24 protein-coding genes are annotated in these 22,646 nt (G+C 60.3%); 11 read left to right on the forward strand and 13 right to left on the reverse strand.

Annotated elements, in window-relative coordinates:
• Position 1: 1 nt before the first annotated feature.
• Genes ACQZ5H_RS10675 through ACQZ5H_RS10685 form a run of 3 tightly spaced genes read left to right on the forward strand, consistent with a single transcriptional unit; the run spans position 2 to position 2,071 of the window.
• Positions 2-457, forward strand: a complete 456-nt coding sequence (locus tag ACQZ5H_RS10675; protein WP_112712410.1) for a MaoC family dehydratase — start codon at positions 2-4, stop codon at positions 455-457.
• Between the two features lie 4 nt (positions 458-461).
• Positions 462-1,196, forward strand: a complete 735-nt coding sequence (locus tag ACQZ5H_RS10680; RefSeq protein ID WP_449097636.1) for an SDR family oxidoreductase — start codon at positions 462-464, stop codon at positions 1,194-1,196.
• Positions 1,197-1,225: 29 nt separating this feature from the next.
• Positions 1,226-2,071 carry a fumarylacetoacetate hydrolase family protein gene (locus tag ACQZ5H_RS10685; protein ID WP_449097637.1) on the forward strand — a complete coding sequence of 282 codons (846 nt, stop codon included), beginning with the start codon at positions 1,226-1,228 and terminating at the stop codon, positions 2,069-2,071.
• A 66-nt stretch (positions 2,072-2,137) separates the two neighbouring features.
• Here ACQZ5H_RS10685 and ACQZ5H_RS10690 read toward each other — a convergent pair whose 3' ends face one another.
• The gene (locus ACQZ5H_RS10690) at positions 2,138-4,039 is read right to left on the reverse strand and encodes a potassium transporter Kup (RefSeq protein ID WP_449097638.1); all 1,902 of its coding nucleotides are present in this window, start codon (positions 4,037-4,039) and stop codon (positions 2,138-2,140) included.
• A 297-nt stretch (positions 4,040-4,336) separates the two neighbouring features.
• On the opposite strand from ACQZ5H_RS10690, the gene ACQZ5H_RS10695 reads away from it, so the two are divergent.
• Positions 4,337-5,476 carry a sensor histidine kinase gene (locus ACQZ5H_RS10695; protein WP_449097639.1) on the forward strand — a complete coding sequence of 380 codons (1,140 nt, stop codon included), beginning with the start codon at positions 4,337-4,339 and terminating at the stop codon, positions 5,474-5,476.
• A gap of 3 nt (positions 5,477-5,479) precedes the next feature.
• Here ACQZ5H_RS10695 and ACQZ5H_RS10700 read toward each other — a convergent pair whose 3' ends face one another.
• Both ACQZ5H_RS10700 and ACQZ5H_RS10705 read right to left on the reverse strand, forming a co-directional pair.
• Positions 5,480-7,129 carry an acyltransferase gene (locus tag ACQZ5H_RS10700; RefSeq protein ID WP_449097640.1) on the reverse strand — a complete coding sequence of 550 codons (1,650 nt, stop codon included), beginning with the start codon at positions 7,127-7,129 and terminating at the stop codon, positions 5,480-5,482.
• Positions 7,130-7,146: 17 nt separating this feature from the next.
• Positions 7,147-8,415, reverse strand: a complete 1,269-nt coding sequence (locus ACQZ5H_RS10705; RefSeq protein ID WP_449097641.1) for an ABC transporter substrate-binding protein — start codon at positions 8,413-8,415, stop codon at positions 7,147-7,149.
• Between the two features lie 159 nt (positions 8,416-8,574).
• Between ACQZ5H_RS10705 and ACQZ5H_RS10710 the strand changes: the two genes are divergently transcribed.
• The gene (locus ACQZ5H_RS10710; protein WP_162708626.1) at positions 8,575-9,627 is read left to right on the forward strand and encodes a LacI family DNA-binding transcriptional regulator; all 1,053 of its coding nucleotides are present in this window, start codon (positions 8,575-8,577) and stop codon (positions 9,625-9,627) included.
• Between the two features lie 41 nt (positions 9,628-9,668).
• A complete protein-coding gene (locus ACQZ5H_RS10715) occupies positions 9,669-10,967 on the forward strand; it encodes a hypothetical protein (RefSeq protein WP_449097642.1) in 1,299 nt (432 codons plus the stop codon).
• Here the strand turns inward: ACQZ5H_RS10715 and ACQZ5H_RS10720 are convergent.
• From ACQZ5H_RS10720 to ACQZ5H_RS10740, 5 genes are read right to left on the reverse strand one after another with little or no spacing between them, the layout of a single operon-like run.
• Positions 10,964-11,542 (reverse strand): hypothetical protein, encoded by a 579-nt coding sequence (locus ACQZ5H_RS10720; RefSeq protein WP_449097643.1) that lies wholly within the window; start codon positions 11,540-11,542, stop codon positions 10,964-10,966. The genes ACQZ5H_RS10715 and ACQZ5H_RS10720 overlap by 4 nt on opposite strands.
• Positions 11,532-12,095 (reverse strand): hypothetical protein, encoded by a 564-nt coding sequence (locus ACQZ5H_RS10725; protein WP_449097644.1) that lies wholly within the window; start codon positions 12,093-12,095, stop codon positions 11,532-11,534. The genes ACQZ5H_RS10720 and ACQZ5H_RS10725 overlap by 11 nt, the downstream gene beginning before the upstream one ends.
• Entirely contained in the window at positions 12,092-12,679 is a 588-nt protein-coding gene (locus ACQZ5H_RS10730) for a hypothetical protein (RefSeq protein ID WP_449097645.1), read from the reverse strand. Before ACQZ5H_RS10730 ends, ACQZ5H_RS10725 begins: the two co-directional genes overlap by 4 nt.
• Positions 12,680-12,710: 31 nt before the next feature.
• Positions 12,711-13,268 (reverse strand): DsbA family protein, encoded by a 558-nt coding sequence (locus ACQZ5H_RS10735; protein WP_449097646.1) that lies wholly within the window; start codon positions 13,266-13,268, stop codon positions 12,711-12,713.
• A gap of 48 nt (positions 13,269-13,316) precedes the next feature.
• Positions 13,317-13,649 (reverse strand): DUF6665 family protein, encoded by a 333-nt coding sequence (locus tag ACQZ5H_RS10740; RefSeq protein ID WP_449097663.1) that lies wholly within the window; start codon positions 13,647-13,649, stop codon positions 13,317-13,319.
• Between the two features lie 161 nt (positions 13,650-13,810).
• Between ACQZ5H_RS10740 and ACQZ5H_RS10745 the strand changes: the two genes are divergently transcribed.
• Entirely contained in the window at positions 13,811-14,062 is a 252-nt protein-coding gene (locus tag ACQZ5H_RS10745; protein WP_130280004.1) for a hypothetical protein, read from the forward strand.
• Positions 14,063-14,077: 15 nt separating this feature from the next.
• Here ACQZ5H_RS10745 and ACQZ5H_RS10750 read toward each other — a convergent pair whose 3' ends face one another.
• A complete protein-coding gene (locus ACQZ5H_RS10750) occupies positions 14,078-14,260 on the reverse strand; it encodes a hypothetical protein (RefSeq protein ID WP_449097664.1) in 183 nt (60 codons plus the stop codon).
• Between the two features lie 181 nt (positions 14,261-14,441).
• Between ACQZ5H_RS10750 and ACQZ5H_RS10755 the strand changes: the two genes are divergently transcribed.
• Positions 14,442-14,648 carry a hypothetical protein gene (locus tag ACQZ5H_RS10755; RefSeq protein ID WP_112712372.1) on the forward strand — a complete coding sequence of 69 codons (207 nt, stop codon included), beginning with the start codon at positions 14,442-14,444 and terminating at the stop codon, positions 14,646-14,648.
• On the opposite strand, the gene ACQZ5H_RS10760 is transcribed toward ACQZ5H_RS10755, so the two are convergent.
• Entirely contained in the window at positions 14,645-14,869 is a 225-nt protein-coding gene (locus ACQZ5H_RS10760) for a hypothetical protein (protein ID WP_449097647.1), read from the reverse strand. The two genes, ACQZ5H_RS10755 and ACQZ5H_RS10760, sit on opposite strands and share 4 nt — an antisense overlap.
• A gap of 232 nt (positions 14,870-15,101) precedes the next feature.
• Between ACQZ5H_RS10760 and ACQZ5H_RS10765 the strand changes: the two genes are divergently transcribed.
• On the forward strand, positions 15,102-16,376 hold the full coding sequence (locus tag ACQZ5H_RS10765) for a hypothetical protein (protein ID WP_449097648.1): 1,275 nt from the start codon (positions 15,102-15,104) through the stop codon (positions 16,374-16,376).
• 78 nt (positions 16,377-16,454) lie between these two features.
• On the opposite strand, the gene ACQZ5H_RS10770 is transcribed toward ACQZ5H_RS10765, so the two are convergent.
• Positions 16,455-16,658, reverse strand: coding sequence for a cold-shock protein (locus ACQZ5H_RS10770; RefSeq protein WP_112712366.1), 204 nt, complete (start codon positions 16,656-16,658; stop codon positions 16,455-16,457).
• Between the two features lie 216 nt (positions 16,659-16,874).
• Between ACQZ5H_RS10770 and ACQZ5H_RS10775 the strand changes: the two genes are divergently transcribed.
• Complete coding sequence (locus tag ACQZ5H_RS10775) at positions 16,875-17,684, forward strand: phosphate/phosphite/phosphonate ABC transporter substrate-binding protein (protein ID WP_449097649.1); 810 nt, start codon at positions 16,875-16,877, stop codon at positions 17,682-17,684.
• 7 nt (positions 17,685-17,691) lie between these two features.
• Here the strand turns inward: ACQZ5H_RS10775 and ACQZ5H_RS10780 are convergent, their stop codons facing one another.
• The gene (locus tag ACQZ5H_RS10780) at positions 17,692-18,714 is read right to left on the reverse strand and encodes an NADP-dependent oxidoreductase (RefSeq protein WP_449097650.1); all 1,023 of its coding nucleotides are present in this window, start codon (positions 18,712-18,714) and stop codon (positions 17,692-17,694) included.
• A gap of 1,056 nt (positions 18,715-19,770) precedes the next feature.
• On the reverse strand, positions 19,771-21,006 hold the full coding sequence (locus ACQZ5H_RS10785) for a hypothetical protein (protein ID WP_449097651.1): 1,236 nt from the start codon (positions 21,004-21,006) through the stop codon (positions 19,771-19,773).
• Positions 21,007-21,777: 771 nt separating this feature from the next.
• On the opposite strand from ACQZ5H_RS10785, the gene ACQZ5H_RS10790 reads away from it, so the two are divergent.
• On the forward strand, positions 21,778-22,215 hold the full coding sequence (locus ACQZ5H_RS10790) for a hypothetical protein (protein WP_449097652.1): 438 nt from the start codon (positions 21,778-21,780) through the stop codon (positions 22,213-22,215).
• The last annotated feature ends 431 nt before the right edge of the window (positions 22,216-22,646 follow it).

Consider the following 22,646-nt stretch of genomic DNA (forward strand, 5'->3'; position numbering starts at 1 on the left):
CGTGTCCGAACAGACCATCCATTACGAAGACTACGCGCTGAATGCCGTTCGCACGACGACGGGACGCACGATCACCGAGACCGACTTCGTCGTCCACGCCGGCCATACCGGCGATTTCTTTCCGCATCACATGGATGCCGAATTCGCCAAGACGCTGCCCGGCGGCCAGCGCATCGCCCATGGCACGATGGTGTTCTCGATCGGCGTCGGGCTGACGGCAACGCTGATCAACCCGGTCGCCTTCTCCTACGGCTATGACCGCCTGCGTTTCGTCCGCCCCGTCCATATCGGCGATACGATCCGCACCCGCGTGACGATCTCGTCGAAGGAAGACGATCCGAAGCGGCCGGATATGGGCCGCGTCGTCGAGCGTTGCGAAGTGCTGAACCAGCGCAATGAAGTCGTGCTCGCCGCAGACCACATCCTGCTCGTCGAGCGCAAACAGAAACAGGGATAAGACCATGACACAGGATTTGGCCGGCAAGACCGTTCTGATCACCGCTGCAGGGCAGGGGATCGGCCGCGCCTCGGCAATCGCCTTCCATCAGGCGGGCGCAACGGTGCACGCGACCGATATCAACACCGAGACGCTGGCGCAGCTTGCTGCCGAGACTGGGATTGCCACCCACAAGCTCAACGTCCTCGACGAGGGCGCGGTCAATGCCTTGGTCTCCGAGATCGGCGGGATCGACGTGCTGTTCAATTGCGCCGGTTTCGTCCATGCCGGATCGATCCTTGAGATGAAGGACAGCGATCTGGAATTCGCCCTCGACCTCAACGTCAAGGCGATGATCCGCACCATCCGCGCGGTGCTGCCCGGCATGCTGGAGCGCAAGGACGGCTCGATCATCAACATGGCTTCGGTCGCCTCCAGCATCAAGGGCGTGCCGAACCGCTTCGCCTATGGCGTCACCAAGGCCGCCGTCATCGGCCTCACCAAGTCGGTCGCCGCCGACTATGTCGCCCAGGGCATCCGCTGCAATGCCATTTGCCCCGGCACGGTCGAGAGCCCCTCACTGCAGGATCGCATGAAGGCGCAGGGCGATTACGAGACGGCGCGTGCCGCCTTCATTTCCCGCCAGCCGATGGGCCGCCTCGGATCGCCCGAAGAAATTGCCGAGCTCGCAGTCTATCTCGCCGGCGCTACCTACACGTCCGGCCAGGCCTACGCCATCGATGGCGGCTGGACGATCTGATTTCCGGAAGACAACAGAATGGAAGCATCATGAAATTTCTTCGTTACGGTGAAGCCGGCCAGGAAAAGCCCGGCCTTCTCGATGCCGGTGGCACGATCCGCGATCTCTCGGGGCATCTGAGCGATCTCTCCGGCGCAGCGCTGAACCCCGATCGCCTCGCAGAACTGTCGCGCATCGATGCGAACACGCTGCCTGCCGTCGAGGGCAATCCGCGGCTCGGCGCCTGTGTTGCCGGTACCGGCAAGTTCATCTGCATCGGCCTCAACTATTCGGACCATGCCGCCGAAACCGGTGCCACCGTGCCGCCGGAGCCGATCATCTTCATGAAGGCGACCTCCGCCATCGTCGGTCCCAATGACGATCTCCTCATCCCGCGCGGTTCCGAAAAGACCGACTGGGAGGTCGAACTCGGCATCGTTATCGGCAAGACCGCGAAATATGTCAGCGAAGCCGACGCGCTCGATTATGTCGCCGGCTATTGCACGATCCACGACGTCTCCGAACGCGCCTTCCAGATCGAGCGTTCCGGCCAGTGGACCAAGGGCAAGTCCTGCGACACCTTCGGCCCCACCGGCCCGTGGCTGGTCACCAAGGATGAGGTTCCCGATCCGCAGAACCTCGGCATGTGGCTGAAGGTCAATGGCGAGACGATGCAGAACGGCTCCAGCAAGACCATGGTCTATGGCGTTGCCTATCTCGTCTCCTACCTCAGCCAGTTCATGTCGCTGCACCCGGGCGACATCATCTCGACGGGCACACCGCCCGGCGTCGGCATGGGCATGAAGCCGCCGCGCTATCTCAAGGCAGGCGACGTCGTCGAACTCGGCATCGAAAAGCTCGGCAACCAGCGCCAGGCCGTCAGGGCGGACATCTGACAGCTCCAGGCTGCCGGTGAGCAAGAGGCGGGGCATGAGCTCCGCCTCTTTCATTTTAAGAAGATGTCAGATCGTCGTCTGTAGTCCGAGTTCGACGACGCGGCCGGATGGCAGGCCGAAATAGTCGGTCGCATTCCCGGCATTCTGGGCGAGAACGATGAAGAGGCGGTCCTGCCAGAAGGGCATGCCGCCCTTCTTCGACGGCAGCAGCGTCCGACGCGACAGGAAGAAGGAGGTCGACATGATGTCGAACTTCAGGCCGAGCTGGCGCACAAGCACGAGCGCGCGCGGGATGTTCGGCGTCTCCATATAGCCGAAGGTGATGATCAGCCGGCTGAACAGCGGATTGAAGCTCTCGAGGAAGATCTTCTCGTCATCAGGCACGAACGGCGTTGTCGCGGTGATGACGCTGAGAATGACGTTCTGTTCGTGGATCACCTTGTAGTGCTTGAGGCTGTGCAGCAGCGCCGTCGGCGCGCCCTCGACGTCGCTGGTCAGGAAGATCGCAGTGCCGGGAACGGTCGGTGGCCGCTTCTGCGCGAGACGGTCGATGATCGAAGCGAGCGGGATCTCGTCTGCCCTAGTGCGGGCAATCAGCAGACGGCGCCCCGCCATCCAGGTGTACATGATCAGCCCCATCGTCGAGGCGACGGCCACCGGCACCCAGCCGCCATCGGCGAACTTGGCGACATTGGCGATGAAGAAGCCGCTGTCGATCAGGAACAGCGGTACGACGACGGCAGCGGCGGTTACCGGTTTCCAGTTCCAGATGCGGCGCATGACCACGAAGAGCAGCACGCTGGTGATCACCATCTCGCCGGTCACGGCAATGCCGTAAGCAGCCGACAGCCCACTCGAATTCTTGAAATAGAGCACGAGCGCGACGACGAAGATAAACAGGAACGAGTTCACCTGCGGCATGAAGATCTGTCCGGAATGGGTCTCCGAGGTGTGCAGGATCTGCAGGCGCGGCAGCAGATTGAGGTGCATCGCCTGGCGCACCAGCGAATAGGCGCCCGAGATCACCGCCTGGCTGGCAATGACCGTTGCGGCGGTCGCAAGGCAGACCATCGGCACGCGGGCCCATGGCGGATGCATGCCGAAGAACGGGTGCGCGGCCATCTCCGGATTGGCCAGAACGAAGGCGCCCTGTCCGAAATAGTTGAGCAGCAGGCACGGAAAGACGAGGCAGAACCATGCCATGACGATCGGCTTGCGGCCGAAATGGCCGAGATCGACGTAGAGCGCCTCGGCGCCGGTGACGGCGAGGAAGACAGCGCCGAGAACGGTGATCGTCAGCCCGACATTGCTTGCGGCATAGGTGACCGCGTGAACGGGGTTGATCGCGCCGAGGACGGCCGGATCGTCGAGGATATGAATGCCGCCGCTGATGCCGAGCACGGCGAACCAGAGCGCCATGACCGGGCCGAAAACGGACGCCACGCCGCCGGTGCCGAAACGCTGGACGAAGAACAGGACGGCGATGATCGTCAGGGTGATCGGCACGATCCAGTCGGACAGCGCCGGTGCCACCACCTGAATGCCCTCGACCGCCGACAATACGGAAATCGCCGGCGTGATGATCGCGTCACCCAGGAACAGCGAGGCACCGGCGACGCCAAGCACGAGCACCCAGACCGGGCGCCCCACGAGGCTCTGGCGCGCGAGCGTCATCAGGGAGAGCGTGCCGCCTTCGCCGCGGTTATCCGCCTTCAGAACGAAGGTCACGTATTTGACGGTGACGACGATCGTCAGCGCCCAGACGATCAGCGAGAGAATGCCCAGCACATTATCGCGATGCGATCCTGATCCCGCCGTCGCATGCAGCGCCTCTCTGAAAGCATAGAGCGGACTGGTGCCGATATCGCCATAGACGACGCCCAAGGCTGCCAGAACGAGCGCGGGCAGACCATTTCGGGTCTCGTGCCCCAGCTCGGGATCTTCGGATCGCAATTGCGGGAATGTCAACGAAGGGGTCCTGTTTCGAGCTTCGTGTCAGCGAAGCAATGGCTGCTGCCTTGCGGCGATATGATTGATATCGGCAAACGCCTGATGTGCAAAGCTTCGAGACGGTCCATACACAATCAGCTTTCCAACGCCGTGGCTGGACTTTCGTTGCGTCGCATGCGCCGGTTGCGGCAATTTTGGAGGGCGATATCCTTGAAAATATAAATCGATCCGGTTGTTAGACGTATCCCATCAAAACCTGTAGGATGCCACCTTGAGTGGTCGAGAAACGGCCGCCGGCCCCGGAAGGAGGCCGCTATGACACCTCTGGATTACACAGATCAGCAAGCGACGCCGCTCGCCGTCCTGACGCACGCGATTGCGCAGCTTGCCGGCGCGCGCGACGCCAGCCATGTCGTCGAGATCATCCGCGCCACCGCGCGCAGCATGATCGGCTGCCAGGGCATCGCCGTGATCCGGAAAGAGGACGACCTCTGCCACTATATCGAAGAGGATGCGATCGGCGCGCTCTGGAAGGGACAGAAATTCCCGGCATCGGCCTGCGTCAGCGGCTGGGCGATGGCCGAGCGCAAGACGATCGTCATTCCCGATATCGACCACGAGGACAGGGTTCCGCGGGAGCTCTATCAGGACACGTTCGTCCGAGCGATCGCCATGACGCCGGTTCGGCCGCAGGATCCGATCGGTGCGATCGGCGCCTATTGGGCGGCGCCCTATCAGCCGACGAGGATGGAGATCGAGATCCTCGAAGCGCTGGCAAGTGCGGCGGCGACGGCGATCGAAAACGTCCGGCTGATCGTCGCGCTGTCAGGCGCACTGGAGGAAGCGGAACTCGCACGCGATGAACTGCGCCACCGGGTCAAGAATGCCTATATGGGTGCACAAAGCCTGGCTAAGCTCTCGATAAAGGGCGAAGCTGCCGACGATCTCGTCGGGCGTATCCAGGCGCTTTCGCGCGCCCATTCGCTGCTCGACGAGCGCATGTCGCGGGATGCAAGCATCGATATCCGCGATCTTATCGAAATCGAGGTCGAGCCTTACAGGAACACGGCGCCGGGGCGGATCGTGCTCAGCGGCCCCTCGATGGAGATTGACAGTACCCGGGCCGTGCCCTTGGGGCTCTCTATCAACGAGCTTGCAACGAACGCGCTGAAGCACGGCGCGCTGTCGATCGAATCGGGCACGGTCGAAATCACATGGTCGCGGAATGGCGAGGCCATTTCTCTCTCGTGGATCGAGACGAATGGACCGTGCGTTGGAAATATCGGCCGGGCCGGGGAGGGATCAGGCCTGCTCGCCCGCCTCGTCGAGCGCCAGCTTCGCGGCACGCTGGAGCATATTTTCGATCCCGCGGGCGTCCGCTGCCGGATTGCCTTCCGGCAGGGCGAGCACCCGCGCGTACCGGTGGGCGTTTCCCTCCCGGTGGCCGGTAAGTAGCGCCTAAAGCCCGAGGCCGACGGTTTCGGTGCGATGGACACCTTTGGGAACGAAGGCAAAGGCGCCAGCAAGCCCGAGATAGTCGGCGGCGAGATGAACGACCGAGAGCCACATCTCGGTGCCCTGAAGGCTCGCCGGGCTACCGTCGGCAAAGGCAAAACCTTCGCCATCCTGCCATCGATCGAGCGCTCTTACGATGATCTTGCGCGCAATCTCTTCGCCATCGCCGCGCCGGTAATCGGTCTGCCGCGCGATCAGCAGCAGTGGGTGGATCGTGTCGAGGAGATTGCACGCGGTGTATTTGGCGCCGGTGAAACCCTCGTGATTGCGGTAGTTCAGCAGCACCGTCTCGAAGGATGCCTGCGGGTTCGGAAGCGGAAGCCCGAATTGCGCATAGGTGCCGCGGGTCAGGCGGTAGAAGCCGTTGACCGGCTGCAGCCAGCCTTCGAGCGCTGTGGGCTCGCCCCAAAGGCCGGTCGCCTTGTTGATATGGCGGGTGAGCCAATCGAAGAGCGCCTGGCGCGGTTGCTCGACATTGAAATAGCGGGCGTTGAAATACATCGCCGTTCCGATCGCGTCGACGACGCTCCCGGCACTCCAGGCCGATGTTTTCCAGTGCAGACCCGAAAGCCACCGGCCGAGCTCGGTCTCATCGATCCGCACCGCCTGGATAGCCTGGCGTGGACGCGATCCGAGCACTTCGAGCGCGTAGCCGACCGAGAGAACGTTATAGAGCGCCTTCGGATCTTCCCGGAGCGGACGATCCCGCGGTGTATTCTTGTCAGGGAAGAGACCGGTTTCCTCGTCCTGCAGGTCCTGCAGAAGCTCGATCGTCGCCGTCGCATCGAGGCCCGGCGGAAGTGCCCCGAACCCTGCGGCAATCTCGATCGCATCGTTGAGATGCCGGGCGGCCGGGCGGCTGATGCCGTCGGCTTCCAGCGATTCATAGATTTCGGCGGTTTTCCAGCGCCCGAGAATTTCGGGCCACTGCGTCTGCGCCTTGCTGCCGAGCTTCTGAAGTCTGTCCTCGATGCCGCCCGAAGCGGAGAGGCGGGAGGGGGCGCCACGCTTGCGAATGACGCGCGCCGGCACGCCGCCGGCAATCGACATCGGCGAGATCTCGCCGGCGACGACGGCGCCCGCTGCGATCACCGCGCCGCTGCCGATGATTGCGCCGTCAAGAATGACGGCATTGGCGCCGATCCACACATCGTCGCCAATCGTGATGCCCGTGGTCGTCACTTTCTGGCGGTGGATCGGCAGGCTGGTGTCATCGAAGCCATGGTTGAAGCCGACGATCGATGCGTGTGATGCGATCCTGACACCATTGCCGCAGGCGACTTTTCCGGAGATGCAGGCATAGGGGTTGACGGTGCAATCGTCGCCGAAGGTGATGTCGCCCCTAACCAGCGCATGGCCGGCAATCCAGGACCGCTCGCCCATCTTGAGCCGCTCGGTGAAGATGGCGGCATGCTCGGCAATGTAGGCCGTCTCCGCCAGCTCAGCTCCGCACGCCTTCTGGAGCGCCGCCTTGCGTGCCAGATGCGCCGGATGAAGCAGGTCGCCGGCCACATGTTCCCAGGGAAGGAACTGCAGCCGGCGTGCTTCATCCTCTTTATCCACGGCCGGGTTGGGATTGTTTCGCTGATCCATGATCGTCCCGTTGCGGTCTAGCCGCCCAGTATGCGCTTGCCTTCCGACATCAGCTGCTTGCCGGCGTCGGACGGCGAGATCTGCTCGAAGGCCAGGCTGTCAGCCGTAGCCGTCAAAACCTGCTGCGAAAATTCCGCTGCCCCGATCGGGATGGCAGGCGGATATGGCCCGACGCGGTCCTTCAGCGAGGCGATATAGTCGATCGTCTGCTTCGAGATCTTGTCGCCGGTCGCCGCCACGTCACCCTGGATCTTGGTATTCACGGGCACGCCGCGCTCGGTTCCGAGCGCATGTCCGGCATTGGTGTCATTGACGAAGAAGTTGATGAACTTGGCCGCCGTCTCCGGCGATTTTGACCAGGGTGAAATCGACCATAGCGTCGAGGGGCGGTAAAACAAGCCCGAAGGGCCGCCGGCATCCTGTACCGGAAGCGAACCGATCGACATCTCGGATTTCGCAAGCGCGCCGTAGCCGGCAAGCTGGTTGGAATAGGCAAAAGCCATGACGGCATTGCCGCTGGCGATCGGGTTCGTCTCGATATTGCCCTTGTCGAGCGCCTGGACGTCGGCGGTGACGCATGCGCCCGCCTTGGCCATCTGGTCCCAATAGTCGAACCATTCGATCGCATCGGCCTCTTGGAAGCCGAGATGTCCGTCCTGCGTGAACAGCGTCTTGCCGCGCTGGCGCAGCCAGACCTCGAAGACGAAGCTGTAGCGCGCGCCGTTGCCGACGGCGAAGAGATTTCCGGAACCCGCCGCCTTCTTGAAATCGGTGCAGATCGTCTTGAATTGCTCCCAGGTGGTGGCCGCCGTGGGCGCGGGAACGCCCGCCTTCTCCAAAGCAGTCTTGTCGACGATGAGCGCGGCGGCGTTCAGCGATGTCGGTATGCCCGTCAGCTTGCCGTCGACAGTTCCGAGATCGAGGGCGCCGGGCGAGAAATCCTTTGAGGCGATGATGCTGTCGCGGAACGGTGAAAGATCGAGCGTCGCGCCGCGGCGCGAATAATCGGCGAAGGTCACCGGTTCCAGGGCGAAGACATCGGGCACGTTGCGGCCGGCAACCATCGTCGCGAGCTTCACCCAATAGTCCGATGTGGCGACCTGCCCGACGAATTTTGCGTCAGGGGTGGCGGCTTCGAACTGCTTGATGACTTCGCCGGTCCGTTTCGCACGGTCGGGATTTCCCCACCAGAAGACCCGCAGCGATTCTTCCGCCGCCATGGCGCGAGGAATGTCGATGACCGCTGCCGCGAGTGCGCTTGCGATAAATTCCCTTCGTCTCAGCATCTTCCCCTCCCAGGTCAATGCCGCCCGCTTGATGCGGCGACGGGGCAACGATAAACGAAAATGTGATGCAGGAAAGAAAAATTTCGTACGAAACGAAAATTTCTTCCTCTCTGGTGAAGGGCGCTTTTCTCGTGCTAGATGGAATGCGAGGAGAGCCTAATGTCACGCAGATCGAGAATTGCCGATATTGCCGAAGCCGCCGGCGTTTCGATTGCGTCGGTCTCCAAGGCGCTCAACAACCGCTCCGGCGTCGGCAACGAAAGCCGCGAGCGCATCCTCGAAGCGGCCGCGCGTCTCGACTACCGGCACAGGAACAATGACCTCGCCGAGGCCTTTCCCTCCGGCCTTGCCGTCGTGACGACGGCGGCGCTCTATCTCAATTCGAAATTCTACGAAGGCGTCATTCAGGGCGCGCTCGATGCTGCGCGCGAGGCTGGCATCGATGCCAAGGTCAATCTGCTGACGCCCGATATCGAGACCGGAAGCGTCAATGTCGAGAACCTGCTTGCGGCCGAAGGCGCGTCCCTTCTGCTCGTCGGGCTCGATCATCCTGTCCTCATTGAACAGGTCGTCAGAAGCAGGGCACCGGCTGTCATCGTCAATGGTATCGACCGGACGATGCGGATCTCCTGCGTCTTGCCGGATAACCGTTCGGCCGGGTGGCTGGCGACGACGCGGCTCCTGTCGGAGGGGCATACCGAGATCGTTCATGTCAGCCGTCTGTTCAGGACCTCGCTCAAGGAGCGCTTCGACGGCTTCCGCGATGCCATGCAGGAAGCGGGCATTGCGATCGATCCCGAACGGCATCTGTTCGACCTGACGGCCGCCGGCATTCTCGAGCCGGATACTTCCAAGGCCCTGATCGAATCCATGCAGAAGGGCCGCTTCGAGAAGGCAACGGCTTTCGTCTGCAGCAACGACATCATGGCGCTCGGCGTGGTCGATGCGCTGCGCGGGCGCGGCCACAGCATCCCGCGCGATTTCTCGGTCATCGGCATGGACGACATCTCGATTGCCCAGCACAGCAATCCGCCGCTGACGACGATGAGGATCGAGCGCGAGGAACTCGGGCGCGTCGGCTGGGAGATCCTGAAGGAACGCGCGTTGAACCCGGATGCCAGGGTACGGCGCGTGGGAATGTCCGTCAGGCTCATCGAGCGCGCCACCGTCGGCCCGCCGCGCCACTATCTCCGTTCCTCGCCAAATCGATAGGCGGGGTGGCGTTTTCCAGTGTGCTGGTTAGTATCACAGGCATGACCGCGCTCGTTCAGGACAGCACTTCGCCGGTGCGCCCGCTCTTCCGGCTTCCCTCTCTCACACTTCGTCTTCTGTGGCGGTTCTGGCCGCAATTGATGGCGCTCTGGCTGCTTGGCGTTATCGGCAACGCTGTGTTGAACGAGATCGCCGTGATGCTGGGCCGGTGGAACGGTATCGCCGGCCTGTCGATGCTCGCCTTCGTCGTTCTCCTCAAGCTCGTGATCATCGTCGCCCTGTTCCAGACGGTAAGGCCGGGTCTCCCCGCGCTCGATGCCGCTTCGCGCACTGCCGAGGCGCGGCCGGAGAGGGCGAAGGGTTCGGATGCCGGAGCTTCCGGCTTCACCTCGGCTTTGGCGCTGACGCTCCTGCCGTTCTTTGCCTACTACACCGCCTGGGGCCTGCTCGGCGATACGATCCGCGAATATTCGAAACTCTCCTTCGACCTAACGATGTTTGGCGAGGACGCCAATATTCTGGAGTTTTCGACAAGCACCTGGCTCATCGCCTCGGTTGCCATCGCCTGGGCGGTGCGCCGGTTTGCCAAGGCGATGCACAAGCGCTCGAAGTCGCCGGTCTGGCCGCTGGTGATCGTCGTCTGCGACGCCAACTGGGCCTTTATCGGTCTCTATGTGATTTCAAGCTGGGAAGACGAGATCAGGGCCTGGGTCGCTCACCTGCCGGAGGCAATCGGCCAGCTATTTGCTACGCTCGATCCCATCGGAAACGCGATCGCTGCGACAGGCTTTCCGCCGACGGCGGAAGCGGCGTCGATCAGCACCTATGATCAGATCCGCAACCTGTTCTTCTATGCCGTCTATCCGGCAGTGTGGCTGACGCTCGCCGCAATCATCTACGGCTATGACATCAATGGCGAGCGGCCGATGACCGAAGGGCGCATCGCCCGGATCGTGTCGCGCTGGGACGGGCTACCCTCCTTTGTCCGAGACTTCATCGCCCATTTCATCGCCGGGACGGCGAAGCGCTACAGGGCGCTGGCGGAAGGCATCGGGCTGGCGATCGGCTCCGGTCTCGCCTTGGCCCTCAGCGTCATCGTACTCTACAGGGTGCTGGATTGGGCGGCTGCCTGGGCCTGGTATGGAACTGCCAATCTGATCGGTCCCCACGACCTTCACACCTGGCAGATCATCTCGCAGGGGATATCGCTGTTCCTCGGAAGCCCGAGCGCGCCCGGCGATGTCGGCGTTCTCGTCATCCCGGTGAAAATCTGCCTGCTTGCCGCGGCGCTCGAAATCGGCTTCGCGCAGGGCCGCGAGTGGCGGCGCAGCGCCAGTTAGTTCCGCTGCAAGCCGAGCGGCAGGGCCAGAGCCTCCGGCCGCGTCGACGCAAAGCTCAACCTTGCCTGAAGCGACTGCGCCGCGCTGGCAGGGATCACGAATTTTTCCTCGATCTCGACCTCGGTATCCCTGGCCGGCGGCTGGCGGGACGCTGCGGCGCATCCCTCGACCGGCTTTGCCTGTGGATCGAGCGTGCGGCTGATCGTGTCGGAGGAGATGAAATCGAGCGGCGCCCATTCCCGGCCGCTGCCGTCGGTCAGCGACATCCTGCAATCGAACCAGCCATCGCCGATCTCGCCTTCCGCCTTTGCAGCGAGGCGGACGATCAGCAGCCGCCTTTCGCCCGGAAAGGTCACCTTGGTATCGCGGCCATCGCCGATCAGCCGGACCTTTTCAAGTCGCCAGAGGGCACCGGCATAAGCCTTCTGCTCGCTATTCTCGCGAATGCTGAGCTCGTTGCGCTGCACATAGTCCTCGATATTGCGCCAGGCAAAGACGCCGTAGCTGGCAACCAGCAGGACCGGAAGCGCGCAAATGGACAGCAGACGGAAGCGGCGTTCGGTTCTAGAGGCCATTTTCGCCGATCTCCGCAATCTTGCGCGTCTCGATGCCGTTCTGATCGAGACGGATGTGGATCTCCGCGTCGAGCTGCGGTCCCGGTTGGCGCGAGACGATGAGGGTCATGCCGGCGGTTTCCTCTTCCGGCATTTCAAAGATGAAGAGGCCGCTGGCCGGAAGGCCGGGCTGCAGCGTCTTGTCGCTGAAAAGCTGCGGCGCGCCATCGGCGCGGTGGCTCTGCCGGTAGAGCCGGCCAGACGCGCCCTCGATCGCCGCGGCGCGAAGCGGCATGGTCTCGTGCTTCGTCTCGGCATCGGCGGTGACGATCACGAAAATCCCTTGCGTATCGAGCGACACCGGACTGCCATACCGCTTGAAGGCGAGGGTTTTCGCCCGCAGGACCTTGTTGGCCTTGAGGCTGAACACGTCGCTTTCGACTGGCTGGCGCTGCGGGCCGAAGGTTTCGAGCGGGCCGGTCAGCATGGCATAGGACGGCGTTGTCGAATGCAGAAATGCCAGCACGGCAAAGGCGGTGACGACCAGCAACAGCGATGTGAGAAGCCGCATCATTGTGCCGCTCCCTGCTGCCAAAGCAGCAGCTCGACCTTGGCGACGTCGCTCGCCGGAAACCAGCCGGGCGCCGCATAGAGATTGTCCTTCGCCTTGTAAGTGGTTCCGGCAATGGTGAGGCTCAGCCTGTCCGGCAGTTTCTGCGAGGCCGGCACCTGCCAGACGACAGCGATCTTCTCGGGCATCAGTGGCTGGAGATCCCAGAGCGTTCCCCGATCGCGCGTCAGGTAGAATTGCGGCTCCGGCGCATCCGCCAGATCCGGCCTGATCGTTCTCCGGTAGAGGTTCGAGCTTTCCTCCGTGATATTCTCCAGCGCCGCTTCGACGACAAGCGCCTTCTTGCCGTCGGGGATGCGCGAGCCGTCAGGCATTTCGCTCGAAATCTGCGCCGAATAGAGCGTCACATTCCACTGGCCGCTATCGACCGATGTGCCCGGCGCGACCGTCGCAATCTCGCCCGCCGTCCGCGCCTGATAGAGCGACAGGCCGAGCGAAAGCGCTGCGGCCGCAAAGCCGCCGATCCCGGCAATGAGCTTTGCCGTGAACGCCTTTCTCGCTTTCTGACTTCTCGATGGCTGCTTCATGCGTCAATCGGTTCGCGCCTGTCAGGCGCTCTCACCCCACAAGCTTCTTGGCCCAGACTTCGATCTCGTCTCCGCTGCCGAGATCGGGCTGTACCAATCCGTCGATCATGAAGGTGGGCGAGACATGGATGCCGTTCTGGCGGGCGCATTTGGCATGCCATTTGATCTCGCGGTCGAGATCGGCGATCGCGAAGGCATCGGCGAGCTGGACGCCGCTGTAATTGGCGATCCGCTTGAGGATGTCGTTCGGCGTCGCGTCCATATTGGGGCCGCCGGCGTGATGGGCGAACTCGAATTCCTCGCGGTGATCGCCGACGGCCGCGAGCACTTTTCTGGCGCTTTCCTTGCCGCCCTCAAGCGTCGATGCCGCCAGAATGGCGCGGACGATGACACCCGAAAACATGTGCCAGGGCTGGGACTGCAGGCGGATCTTGATGGTGATGCGATCCTCTCCGGCAAGTTTCAGCAGGCCGTCGAGCTTGCGGAACGCCTTGACGGAATAGGGGCAGGTCGGCTCCAGAAAGACTTCGAAGATCCGCTTTCCGTTGCCCCATTCCAATGGGTCGGCTTTCCAGTTCGTCATGCTCATCGTCGATGTTCCTCGGGATTGATATTTCGGGATTGGTGGGGGGATCGGCTATCGCCGCGGGGCGGCGCCGAGACGCGCAAGCACGTGGTTGGGAATGCCGTAACGCTGGATGACATCGCGGGTGTTGCGCAATCCGCAAATGTCGCGCTGCACGAAAAGCGCCCAGACGGCCTGCACTGCCATATCGACGAGCTGTTCGCGCTCGGCTACCGGCACGCCCTTCTCTTCGGCTGTCTTGAGCGAAAAGAGAGCCTGCTCGACGGACAATCCCTGGCGGCCAAGCGAACTCGCGCGTTCAGCCGCCAGCTCATATTCGAGGACGCCCAAGCCGGTTTCGACCAAGTTCGATGGGTTCAAGCTGCGGGGTGCGCGCATTGTCAGCCAATCAAATATGTCATCGCTATCCAAGGTCTTACACCATAGGCAGGCGAAAACGGAACCCTTGAACTGACGCTAAGGAGAGATAGGTGACCATTCACAGGCGGCAGTCATGAAGTCGCCAAACTGATGGTTAATGCTGACGTCAAAGCGAGGAGGTAAGCGTGTCAGTCACTGATGATCGCTATGTCGAGATAACGACCCATCTGCGCTCGGCGCAGTCGTTTTGTGACTTCCTGTCGAAGGGAGGCACCGTTCGCGTCGCCCAATCCGACGGCGGTGCTTTCAAGGATGTGACCGCCGAGCTTCTGTTGCGGCAGCAGAATGAGGTGCAGCGGCTGAAGCAGGTGCGCAGAACCCTGTTTCCCGATCGCGCCGACGAAGATTTCCAGCCGGGCCTCTACAGCCACCACTGAAATGATTTCCAACAATCAGGCGGCGAGCGGTTCCCGCTGCTTGCCCTTGCTGCCGAGCTGACGATTGCGGTCGTTGGCAGCGGTTTCCAGAACCTTGGCAAAGTCGCCCAGGCTCACCTTGTCGGCGCGCAGCAGCAGCCGGATCAGCGGATCCTTCAAGGCTTCGGACATCGTCAAATCTTGCATGATCATCTCCATCTTTGCGAAGGAGATTACCACCGCTCTGTAAAGCCGGCATGTCGTGCCGGTGGCAAAACTAAGGCAAGGACATCTTAGATTTAGGGCGACTACAAAGTCTAATCAGTAATTTCTCATATAATATTTACGAATTGACGCGAAATTGGACAGAATCTCAAAGTCGATCTCTGGTGAGGCTGTCGTGTTTGTTGTGTCGATTATAGATGACGGCGACGAACGGAACTTTGTTGCTACCGATCTTCGTGTTGATCACGGCGATATCCTCATAGAGGCTGGCGGCGTTCGCCACCTCTTCAGATTGGCCGATGTGATCGATATCGTGCCGATCGGCAAGGAGCGGGCCGAGATCGCCCGCAGCCCCGCCTTCCGTTGCCGCCTGGTCAGCTAGCGCTGCCGTCTGAACTCGACGGTGATCACATTGTCAGGCTGCTTCTCGATCTGCGGCGCCACGAATTCTTCCTCGGGCTCCCGGGGACCATCCCTGACCGCGATCAACTCGCGCAGGTCGCGAATCGTGCGGTGCTGAAAGGCAACGACCTTCTTGTAGAAGTCGACGATGTCCTGATGTTCTTTCTGGGTGATGAATTGCTTTTCCAGCCGCTCGCTCATGGTGAAAGGCTCCTCTTCTAGTCTGCAAACGAGCGAACCTGGCGCACGTTCCGTTCTTCGAAAGCCTATGGTTAGCAAAGTGTTGCGCTTTGACGCGGGGCTGTTGCCGGGAGGAGACGGCGAGGCTGACGCCGCCGATATTCGGCTGCGGTTTCGTCGATTTCGCTTGAGCCGGGCGACGCGGGATGACTAGATCGGGCCGTTTCCAGCGGGTGATATTCGAGGAGATTTCATGCGAGTTGCGGCTTTGGCTTTCCTTTCCTTCGTCGCCACGGCGCCCCTTGCCTCTGCTGGCGAGGCCGTCACCTTCTCGGGCACGATCGGCAAGCTGCCGATCATCGTCGAGCTCGCCAATGGCGCCAGCGGCCAATACGAGGCCGGGCGTTACTCCTACATGGCGAAAGGCGCCGACATACCGCTGCATGCTTCCGCAAGCGGTAAGGGCAGCGTGACCCTTGAGGAGGAAAAGCCCTGCACGCCGAAGCTCTGCAAGAAGGCGGATGACACGCAGGTCGACGAGGCCCCGATCGGCGCCACCTGGAGCCTGAAGGCCGATGCCGCCGGCGGTCTTGCCGGGACCTGGAAGGATGCCGATAGCGGCAAGGTGTTGCCGATAAAGCTGGAGCGGAAGGGCAGCCGTATCTTGCGCGATTCCGATGATCTCTTCGATGCGATGGATCCCGGCTACTATCCGTCCGGACATCCGGAGCCGCCGGTTTTTACCGAGAACGACCTGCCCTACGACTTCCTCAAGGTCTCACGCCCGTTGAAGGAAGGGCCGATCACCAATGCCGGTCAGCTGAGCTATCGCATGGATGAGGATAGCCGCGTCGGGCTCGCCTATCCCACCGTCGTCTCGCTTGGTGGGGAGGATATCGGGCCGATCAATGCCTATCTCGCCCAGCAGCGGCTGCAGTTCGAAATCCCGGCCTTCACCTGCCTGTCGCGTGCCTATCTCGGCTTTGCCTGGTCCGGTTTCGATGGCGAGGGGACGAGCGGTTTCGATGGTGGCGGCCAGGTGACGGTCGAGCATCTCAGCCCGCGTCTCATCGGTATCTCCGAGAGCGGCAGCTTCTATTGCGGTGGGGCGCATCCTGACAATTTCACCGATCACCGGCTTGCCGATGCGCGCACCGGCCAGGCGCTGGTGCCGGAAAAGCTGTTGAAGGGCTGGGTTGCCAAGGACGATAGCGGCAACATTATCGACCCCGCCACGGCGGCGAAGGATGCGATCATCACCTGGGGACCGGATGATGAGCTTGCTGCCTATGTGAATAGCCATCGCGACAAGATGGATGCCGATAGCGAGCAGGATTGCGGCTATGACGATCTCGTCAAGCAGAACCTCGCCGTCTATTTCACGCAGGATAGCCTGGTCTTCACGCTGCAGGGCCTGCCGCATGTGATCTTCGCCTGCACCTACGACATGCTGAGTGTGCCGCTGAAGGACGCTCGGCCGCTTCTGACCGACGCGGGCGCGAAGTATTTTGCGGAGCTGGATAACTAGCTGCGCTAAGGCGAACCATCGTCGCCTATGATCATCTCCGGCCCGCCCGCATCGGTACGGGCCGGATATTTCAAGGGATTAGAGAACCGAAACGTTCTCAGCCTTGGACTTGCCGGTCTTGCGATCCTGGCCGACTTCGTAGCTCACCTTGTCGCCTTCACGCAGCGAGCTGCCGCGCTGCAGAGCGGAGACGTGGACGAATACATCCTGGCCGCCGTTTTCCGGCGTGATGAATCCAAAGCCCTTGTCATCGTTGAAGAATTTTACGGTACCCGTAGCCATTGACGTTCCTTTTATGTCAGCTGGTCTGAAATCGACGGCAGACCCTATCGTCCGAGCCTTGATATATCAATGGCTTAGACAGCGCTGAATTGCTCTCTTTTGCGTTTCTTTCGCAATTTATCGGCAAAACCCAGGATTTGTGGGCATTTTCGGGGGATGGCATGGGCACGAGAACGGCCATTGCACGACACCGCTGCTGCCAATATTGGACAAATGATGAGCCTTGCCAGTATCGCCATGTATGTCACGCCCGCACCTCTCGCCGAGGCGACGGAGGCCCTATGGTCGTTCCTCCGCGAGCCGCTTCTGGAGGCCGGGCTCTCCGGCGTACCGGAGAGACTCAGCCGGGATATCGCCTATGACGAGGCGTGGCTGCGGCCGGATCTCCTGCTTTCTCAGACCTGCGGATATCCCTATGTGACGCGGCTGCGAGGCAAAGTCCGCCTGGTCGCCACGCCGGAATACAACCATCCGGGCTGCTCCGGTCCGCTGATGCGCAGCTTCATCATTGTCCGGCGCGACTCGCCGTTCGGCGGTCTCGAGGACCTGCGCGGCAAGATCGCCGCCATCAACAGCCCGGACAGCAATTCCGGCGCCAATCTCTTCCGGGCGGCTGTCGCGCCGCTCGCCGGAGGGCGGCCGTTCTTTGCCCGCGTAGTCCTGACCGGCAGCCACGGCGCCAGTATCGACGCGGTTGCAGCCGGGCAGGCCGATTGCGCTTCGATCGACTGCATCACCTTCGGCAATATCAGGCGGTTCGATCCGACGAGGCTGGAGATGATTCGTGTCATAGCCAAAACACCGGCGGGGCCGGGACTGCCGTTCATCACCGCTGGCGACGCAAGCGATGAGCAGCTCGCTCTCCTCAGAGACGCATTATCGGCAGCAATCGCCGATCCATCGCTTGCGGCCGTTCGCGAAACGCTGGGGCTTACGAATATCACCATCCTGTCCGATGCCGCCTACGAGCCGCTGCTTGAATTTGCCCGCCAGGCCGAGGCGTTGGGCTTCCGCGATTTCGGCTGAGGATCCCTTATTCGCTGACGCGGATGATCAGCTTTCCAAAGTTCTTGCCCTGCAGCAGGCCGATGAAAGCCTCGGGCGCATTCTCAAGCCCATCGACGATGTCCTCGCGGAATTTCAGGCGCTCGTCTGCGATCCATGCCGATGCCTCCGCGAGAAAGTCGGGCCTCTGGTCCACGAATTCGCGCTGGATGAAGCCGCGCACCGTCAGGCTCTTGCGCAGCACGGCGCGCATGAAGCCGGGCAGGCGGTCCAGGCCTTCAGCCGGTTCGTTGTTGTAATGGGCGATCAGGCCGCAGACCGGTATGCGCGCGAAATCGTTGAGGAGCGGAAAGACCGCCTCGGCGACAGCGCCGCCGACATTCTCGAAATAGACATCGATCCCATCGGGACAGGCCGCCGCGAGCTGAGCGCCAAAATCCTTGGCCCGGTGATCGATCGCCACATCGAAGCCGAGCTCGTCGCGGATGAAGGCGCATTTCGCCGGCCCGCCGGCAATGCCGACAGCTCTGGCGCCTCTCAGTTTGGCAATCTGCCCGACGACCGACCCAACGGCACCGCTCGCAGCCGCGACGACGACGGTCTCGCCCGGCTTCGGCTTGCCGATATTGCGAAGTCCGGCATAGGCGGTGAAGCCCGGCATGCCGAGCACGCCGAGCGCCGTCGTGACCGGCGCCTGCGTGGGATCGAGCTTCCGCAGTCTGTCGCCGTTGGACGTTGCATAAAGCTGCCATCCCGAGTGGGAGAGCACGATATCGCCGGGTGCGAAATTGCTGTTACGGCTGCTGACAACGCGGGCGACCGTGCCGCCCTCCATGACGCCGCCGATCGCTACCGGCGCCGAATAGGATTTGGCGTCGTCCATCCGCCCGCGCATATAGGGATCGAGCGACAGGTAGAGGATCTGCAGGAGCAGTTCGCCTTCGCCGGGTTCCGGCGCGGCGGCCCGCTCGAGGCGGAAGTTATCAGGCACGGCCGCGCCCGACGGCCGTGATGCCAAGGTGATCTTCACGTTCTCAAAAGGCTCGGGCATCGCTTCCCTCTTTAATCCGAATCTGGCGTAGCCGGCGCGATCGGCAATGCGCTAGGTTGTAACGCGACATACGCTTTGACATTCGGCCGCCGCGGAAACAAGGCGTTTGTGTCAGTCGATACGACAAAGCAATGACATCTGCGACATGAATGATGACATTAAGGCGGTATTCAGACGCCACTCCACACCGAGGTTCGGCTCCGATTTAAACTTGAGCGGGACGGAGGTGTCGGTTCAATTCGAGTGAGGTCCTGTCAACGGAGCTCACCAACCTGGCGCACTTCGGCCTTAAAAGGGGGTAGGGGAGGAAAGGATCGGAAGACCTCGATCTCTGGCCGAGCTGATCGCGCGATTGCGCGCGCTTGTCTACGACGTCGTCAACGCAGGGGCGGTTCCGCGTGGTATCGAGTAGGCCATCTAGATCCGCAAGATGGTATATCGGATCATCAGGAAGCGGGATGAAGCGTCGGGTGACATGGCTGCAGCCGACGCCCATTGAGGAAATTTTGAATAACCCGAAATGGACGTTTATCGCTCTTCAGGAATGGCAGATGTTCGCATCCACTGCAGGAGCTGCGATGGCTTCGCTCCTGTCGATCGATGGGAGATGTCGCGTCAGCACGGCAACCAGACCGTCATAACCAGCTTGTTGCCGAAGCTCAGGTGTCGGTGCGGAATCAAAGGTCAAAGCGAATGAAGTTAGGGAAGCTGCCGAGATGAATTCTTTTGGGGCGGATTATCATATCAATCTTGATATACAGTGTTTAATATATCTGCCAACCTTTTGGGAGGATATTTGATGCAATATAAGGCAAAGGAAGATTGGAAAAAATCTTACCGGCAGTTTAGAATGTATTCCGGAACATTACAGGCCCGATATATAAATAGAATTTTGAAAAAAACCCCTCAGTATTTAATATTATTTATTTCTGTGCAAAGGAATATCTACGGAAATACGGATGATCCATTCCGCGGCATCAATTGCGATATGAATCTTAGGTTAAAGAATTTTCGAGAAACCGGCCGAACAAGGTTTAGTCGCGAAGCTACCAGTTACTAGATGACGAACCCGTCCGGTTGACCCATTTCTGCCCAGAGGCGCATGGCCGCCTTTTTCAAATCCTGAACCTCGCGCCGGTCGAAATGAAGATTTCCATTTGAGACGTCCTCGGCCTCCAATATCCGCGCCTTATGAGCGAGAGCCTGGCCAATGCGCAACTTGAAACCGCCCTTCGAAAGAGCTAGGTCTGCCCGCGCTAGGGCTTCGTGTGCTTTGTCGAAAAGCCCGTGCTCCGAATAGACCAAGGCTTTCCCAATCTCTGCAGTCCCCATGTCCTCGTAAGCGAACACGCACTTCGACGTAGCATTCTCGTCGAACCGGATTGCTTCGTCGAATATGTCGATAACGGATTTTCCGCCAAGAAGGTTATGATTGGTGTCCAGTGGGCCGAAGATCTTACTCGCGCGGCGCGCCGCATTGTATAGAGTTCCAGAATCCAGGTGATCACTTGATCCATACGATGTGACTTTGGTACGCAATCCAGACCTAGCAAGCTCAAGCCATTTTAGAGGCTCATCGCAAGAACGATCCCGGTACCCTTTCCAAATGAAATTCGGATAGTGGAAGAAGAAGGAATCATCTTGGTTGCGCTCTACGATCGGCAGCAAGATTTCGAGGAACCGTTGATCCGTATACTGGGAAATGGTCCAGCTCATCGCTCCAAGCAGTGCTGCGTCGATCTGAACAAGCTCGTTTCCGAATTTCCTTACAGCTTCCTTAGTCAGCACCAAACGGAGGAAGCAATTGAGGAGCTCTAAGGCTTCGTGTCCCCTGCCATCAGCTCTAAGCGCGAACGGTCCTACTGGGTGCGCGAGAATGGCATGGATCATGTCGTCACTTGAGCGGTAGAAGTCCTGCGACCCGTAATGTCTGCCGAGCTTATCACGCGCAGCACTGGGATAGAGGAAGGAAAACGGAGAAGTCAGATCTGTCTCTGTCTCCTGCTGCCGGTAGTATGCAGTCTGGAATCTGCGAAGTGTAGCAATCTCGTCTTCATGGAAAAGCCGCTGGCGAGTGCTCCAGTGCTTTTGCTTTTCGAGCTGGTTGACCCATGTGTCCGAAAGCTCTTTCGGCAATGGTCGCGCAAAGCCGAATGGCTTGGTCACTTCCATGAAACGTCCGTGAACATCGCCAAGAATCTGCTTCACGGATGAAAGGCCGCCAGGCCCCTTCGTCTCCAACCGTGCGGTTCTGACCATATCAGAGAGCATTTTTATGAAAGGATCATGCATAGTCACCTCCATCGCTGCTCAGTGACAATAGCACGTCTATAGACCCGCGGAAGTCAATTTCCACCCATATTGAAGTATCACACTTTTGGGTAATTCACCCGCAATGTATTAGCTCTGAGCGGGGCGCTATTAAATGGAAATGAAAACGCTTCTCAATGTATATCAAGTCCCACGACGTCGCCAGTATATGCGACTGGAGGCAGAGATATTACTGATTAATAAGAATATGGCCCTGCCGCGTCGTGGTTGGAAACTCGTTGATTTAAAAAGGGAGTTACCTCATGGCTTGGATCTTCTTGCATCGCTCCATCGAACTCTTGCTCCTGCACCTGCTCTGGAAGGAATTTCACCTTTGCACCTCAGGAGCAGAATGTTTCGCACTCTTTCTCAGCCTGCCCGATCTCACCCAGATTGGCATCGTAACGGTCGTTATAGTGGTTTTCGCATCTCTGGGGAAAACGTTGTTCGACCTCGTGAGGTGGATCCTTACAAAGTGCGGCGGAAGACCGAAGGCGTAGCCACACGCCTATAGACCTATTAGATGATCTCAAGTCGCCTTTGCGGGCGGTTAGCGCATTCCGGAAATCAATTATTTAGCGGTGACAAAGGCTAGTTGGCGTCTGATCATCATGCTGAAACTCTCAAGACACACCTGCGGATAGCTCTTGACGATTCTATCCGCAGGTGCAATAAGGTGCAGTCACCAGAATGACATTCACCAAAGCGAGCGCGGGATAGCACTCCCGGCCGCCAACCGAGGAACTATAGCAGATGAAAAGAACAACGCCACTCATCAGGAAAGCACAGCGGGGATCGCGCAGCATCGTCGGGGGGGAGGAACTGTTGAAGGTTCTCACTAGCGGACCTTACATCACGGCCCTTGAGGCTGGAGTAGAGGAGGAAGTGCCTCCTGTTTCAAAGATCAGCCACATGCTGAAGGAACGCTTCCCTGATGAGGTGCCGGACTTGAAGGCAATGCCTGTCCGGCAGTTCATCGGCTCTGCTGTGAGAGCTATCCTTTCAGAGCGAGGATATGCACTCGACGAGAGCGGGATTCGTATTCCCAATGATCCGATCTTTACTACCGGGTCGACCTACCGGAAGATCGAGGAAGAAGACGACGAGGAAGACTTTCTTGAACGCTTCGTCGAGATGCTTTCTCCATCAGAGCTGCGTCGTCTTCAGATCCTTGTGAAGGCAGCTCTCTGATGTGGCGTCGGCCGAGAAAAGCCGTAGCGCCATGCTCGGCCGACAATACTCATTTTCCGGCCACGTAGGACGAACTGCGATCTCTCTGATCGAAGCCTTTCCTCAAGCAAGCTCCTAACGCTTAGGATCAGGTATCGATACCAATTCCGGGGGAAGCGATTTTGCGAACGCAGCTAGAGCCGGAGCGATTGCTTCCTCCATCTGGGGATAGGGTCGCGGTCATATTCGAACCGATGGTTCGCAATCAGCTAGTCGAGAAGTTCCCGACGGGCCCCTCCAGGCCGGCCATCTTTCCGGGCTTCGCTTTCTTCGTTCTCACCGAATGCTAGCTCGTAAGCATCCGGTGAAGACCACAGGTCAGGCAGCTTGAGCGTTGACGGTCGGCGGCGTCCAATTCCACGGAAGCAACTGCTCCAGCCTGATAATCGGCG

The organism is Rhizobium sp. 21-4511-3d (assembly GCF_053522545.1).